The 4,240-nt window shown below is 33.6% G+C and carries 3 protein-coding genes and 3 tRNA genes; all 6 read right to left on the reverse strand.

Annotated elements, in window-relative coordinates:
- Window positions 1–1,231, reverse strand: a 1,231-nt coding sequence (locus J6D32_RS04730) for a sugar ABC transporter substrate-binding protein (RefSeq protein WP_287467361.1), incomplete at its 3' end; no start/stop codon positions are given.
- A 173-nt stretch (window positions 1,232–1,404) separates the two neighbouring features.
- Window positions 1,405–2,196: a DUF1189 family protein gene (locus J6D32_RS04735; protein WP_006783251.1), complete on the reverse strand. Its 792-nt coding sequence runs from the start codon at window positions 2,194–2,196 to the stop codon at window positions 1,405–1,407.
- Window positions 2,197–2,207: 11 nt separating this feature from the next.
- Entirely contained in the window at window positions 2,208–3,791 is a 1,584-nt protein-coding gene (locus tag J6D32_RS04740; protein ID WP_155231400.1) for an alpha-amylase family glycosyl hydrolase, read from the reverse strand.
- Window positions 3,792–3,954: 163 nt separating this feature from the next.
- A tRNA-Leu gene (locus J6D32_RS04745) sits at window positions 3,955–4,043 on the reverse strand.
- A 19-nt stretch (window positions 4,044–4,062) separates the two neighbouring features.
- Window positions 4,063–4,136 (reverse strand) — tRNA-Cys (locus tag J6D32_RS04750).
- An 8-nt stretch (window positions 4,137–4,144) separates the two neighbouring features.
- Window positions 4,145–4,218: transfer RNA gene (locus tag J6D32_RS04755), tRNA-Gly, on the reverse strand.
- Window positions 4,219–4,240: the final 22 nt, after the last annotated feature.

Raw genomic sequence — 4,240 nt, forward strand, 5'->3', positions numbered from 1 at the left:
AACCTTCCCATACTGAACGGTACATTGTTTCAGCTGCACCCCAGAATTTTGACATTTCTGGTAAGATTGGCATTGGTTGAGAGTATTCTGCTTGAGCTAAAATTCCAGCGATATATGGATCTTCTACTACACCCTCAACAACAGATGCATCTTTTAATGCTGGGATTTTCCCTTGAACATCATACATAATTTGTAATCCTTCTTCAGATGCTAAGAAGTCAACCACTTGTTTAGCTTCTGTTGGATGTTGTGTGTATGCACTAACGCAAGCAATGATATTTCCTGAGAATGTTTCAGGTTGAACACCATTAATTGTTGGAATAGTCGTTACTCCTAATTCAAATCCATTTTCTTCAGCCCCAACTTTTGCTTCAGCTAATGACCAAGGTCCAGAGATCATGTAAGGAACATTTCCTTTAATAAACTCACCATGGATAGTATCCCAATTTAAGTCTGCATATGGGACTGGTAAATATTCTTTCATTGATTGGAAGAATGTTAAACCATCGATAACTTCTTGAGTATTTAAGTTAACTTGAGAAGCATCATCATGGTTTTCACCGTATAATTGGAATCCAAGTGCAGTTAAGAAGAATTGGTTAGCATATGAATTTCCTGGTTCCCAACGTAATAAGAATTTATTTGCTGAATTATCGTTATATTGAGCTGCTTGTTCTTTAATTGTTTCAAAAGAAGTTGCAACTTCAAATCCGTTTTCTTCTAATAAAGTTTTGTTATAGAATAAAGCAATTGATTCAGTTGCTAATGGAACACCATAGTAGTTTCCATCTTTCTTAACTGTTCCTACTGCCCCTTCTAACATACGCTCTTCAATCATTGCTCCCATTTCTGATCCTAATGGTAATAAAATGTTTGAAATAATTGATTCACTCATTCCGTCATGAGGTTGAATGAATACATCCCCACCTAATCCCGCAGGACCATCTAACTCTAATTTAGTACGAGCATCAACTGCTCCTACTTTTTCATAAACGATATCGATGTTTGGATAAGCTGCTTCAATTGCTGGTTCAATTGCTGCTGCATAATTATCATCGTCTAACCATAATTTAATCTCTACTTTTTCCCCTGAAGTTGCTGGTTTCTCAGTAGTCTCAGCAGATCCATTAGATGGTGTTTCTGCTGGTGTTTCAGCGTCATTTCCACCACAAGCTACTAATCCTGTTAACGATAACGATGCAACTAATCCTAGTGATAATAATTTCTTCATCCTTATACCTCCCAATTGTCTAAAACAATTTGTTTTTGAAATTGCTTACATATTAAGTATAGCACTTACAAAACCGAAATGCAATATCCGACATTTAATGTGGAATCGGTTACAAAAATATGTTTAAATATACAAAAAAGCAAGATTCTCACATAGAATCTCGCTTTTTTTCATTAAATTAAACTCGGAATAACTTTCTTACGATAAACGACGAAAGCAATTAGTGGTGTTCCAAAATTAAAAATAATCGTTGTGAAAGCAGGAGAAATAATTAATCCTATAATTAATGAAATGATTGAAGGAATTGTCCCAGAATAAATCATAATATTTAATACTTCTTTATAACTAATAAAACTTGTATGTCCAAACTTAAATAACATCGATAACGCCGCTACAACAAATGTATAAATAAAGAAAGTTAAAATTCCTGTCTGATAATTTCCCATAATGAATGGAACAATCAATAAAGGTTTTAAAGACTTTGCAAAAGGAGCAAATACACCTTCATACCCAGATGCTACATCCATTTGTCGAAGTTGACCAAAATTAGTTCCTTCATATTCACCGTAAGATAAATCATACTGTCTACCTTGTTCCACAAAAATTAAGTGATCATGATTAAAAACTAAACCATTCGTCACCAAATTCGCATCACCGTTAAATAAAATTTTAACATCACTATTAACCTTGATTTCGTAAAACTCATTATTACTTAAAGCCCCATTTTCAATTTTATAATCTGGTAATGATTCGACTATCATTGCCTTCTCATCATCAGATAACATCCAAATCTTTTCATCCCATCTATAAGCTTCATCTTTTAATAAAGAAAAGGCGAACGGCGTCATTTGCATCATTGATAAAAAAATACCAAAAATTAAACTAATAATAATGGGTGTTTTTCTCAATTCAAAAATTGAATCTATTGAGTACCCTGATTTTAACATTAACTTTAACTTTTTCATTCTTGCTCCACCTATCCTATTTCAATCTCTAGCTCCTCATACAAGCTAACCTCTTCTACTGGAATACTAAATAACATAGTACCCTTACTTGGAATTATAACAGAATCTGACTTTAAAGTATAACCTGTTTTTGTCGAATAAATAAGGTTTTCATCATCAGTACTAAATCCAACTTCACAATCGCGTTCACTGATATTATGTAAAATGAAAACCGCTTCTGTCTCAGTATAACGAATTTGTCCGATTACTAGAGACTTACTCATACTAAGGGCGACCATCTCTCCACTAGATAGTGCATCACTACTATTACGCACTGCAATTAAAGACTTATAATGATTTAATAACGAATCTTTATCCTCTAATTGTACCTCTATACTATCTAAATCCATATTTAAAGTATCCTTACACCATTCAGTCTCATAATCATTTCCCCATTTAAGAGGGAATCTAATATCTTCATCAGGTTTTCTCCCTAACATTCCAATTTCCTCTCCATAATAAATATATGGGTTCCCTGGTAACATTAAATAAATATCTGCTGCCAATTTCATTAAATCCATATCGTTATTTAATACAGACATGACACGATCTTGATCATGATTCGTTAAAAATATAGCATCACTATATCCTCTATCTCCAGCATATTTTTCAAAAGACTCATGCATTCTTGTTAAATTTTTCATTAATCCAAATCCACTAAGATCTCTTTCACGACGAACAACAGATACAATTGCATCAGCTAAATCAAAATTGAAATTTGCATCAAAATTACTGTAATATGGGGCAACTGATGAAGATCCTGACCATACCTCTGCAACAATATATAAATCATCTTTAGCGTCACGCCATCCATCTGTTATCTCTTTCCAAAAATCTAAATTTTCTTGTAGTAAATTTAAATCAGTATTATATTCACCTTGTGCGTACAAATACTTTGCTGCATCTAATCTAAATCCATCAACACCTAAATCAATCCAATACTGTCCAATATTAATAAACTCTTCTCTTACTTTATTATTTGAAGCATTCCAATCAGGCATTCCACTCCAAAATGCACCAAAATACATACGATTTTCATACTTAGACCACGCTTTTCCATCAATAGGAGAAGCTGAAAAATCATATGATGAATCATTCGCATCAGCCCAAATAAAGTAATCAGCATAATCACTATCAATATTTTCCTTACTATCTATAAACCATGGATGCTCACTACTGGCATGATTTAAAACCATATCTAATACAACTTTTATTCCTTTATTATGGGCTTCTGAAACTAATTTTTTAAAATCATCTAACGTTCCATACTCAGAATTAACATTATAGTAATCTGTTACATCATACCCATGGTAACTTGGAGATGGATAAATAGGTAATAACCAAATTCCTTTAACTCCTAAATCTACAAGATAGTCCAAATTCTCAGTAATTCCATTAAAATCACCAATACCATCACCATCACTATCTGCAAATGAACGTACAAATATTTCATAAAAAACACCATTGTCACTTGAAACTTCCGCCCTCTCATCGGTACTATTACTACATCCAACTAATAAAAATATAATCATTAATAATAGAATGTTTTTTTTCATTATTATCCCCCTCATGTGTTTATAGATAATTATAGCAACTAAACATCATAACAACTATATGTAACCGTTATTATAATTGATATAAAAAAAACTTCTTAAGATATATCCTAAGAAGTTTTAAGAAAAATAAAAAAGAGTAACCCTACTCTTAATCGTCATAAATTGGTGCCTAGGGCCGGAATCGAACCGGCACGGGTGTCACCACCCGCAGGATTTTAAGTCCTGTGCGTCTACCAGTTCCGCCACCCAGGCACATCATTATTAATTTAATTGGAGGCGCCAATCGGATTTGAACCGATGATCAGGGAGTTGCAGTCCCACGCCTTACCACTTGGCTATGGCGCCTTTTTTTATGGAGCGGGTGAAGAGAATCGAACTCTCACAGTCAGCTTGGAAGGCTGAAGTTCTACCATTAAACTACACCCGCAATTTTTAGATGGGGCGACTGA

This window comes from Turicibacter sp., assembly GCF_017941855.1.
Taxonomy (GTDB): Bacteria; Bacillota_I; Bacilli_A; order MOL361; family Turicibacteraceae; genus Turicibacter; species Turicibacter sanguinis.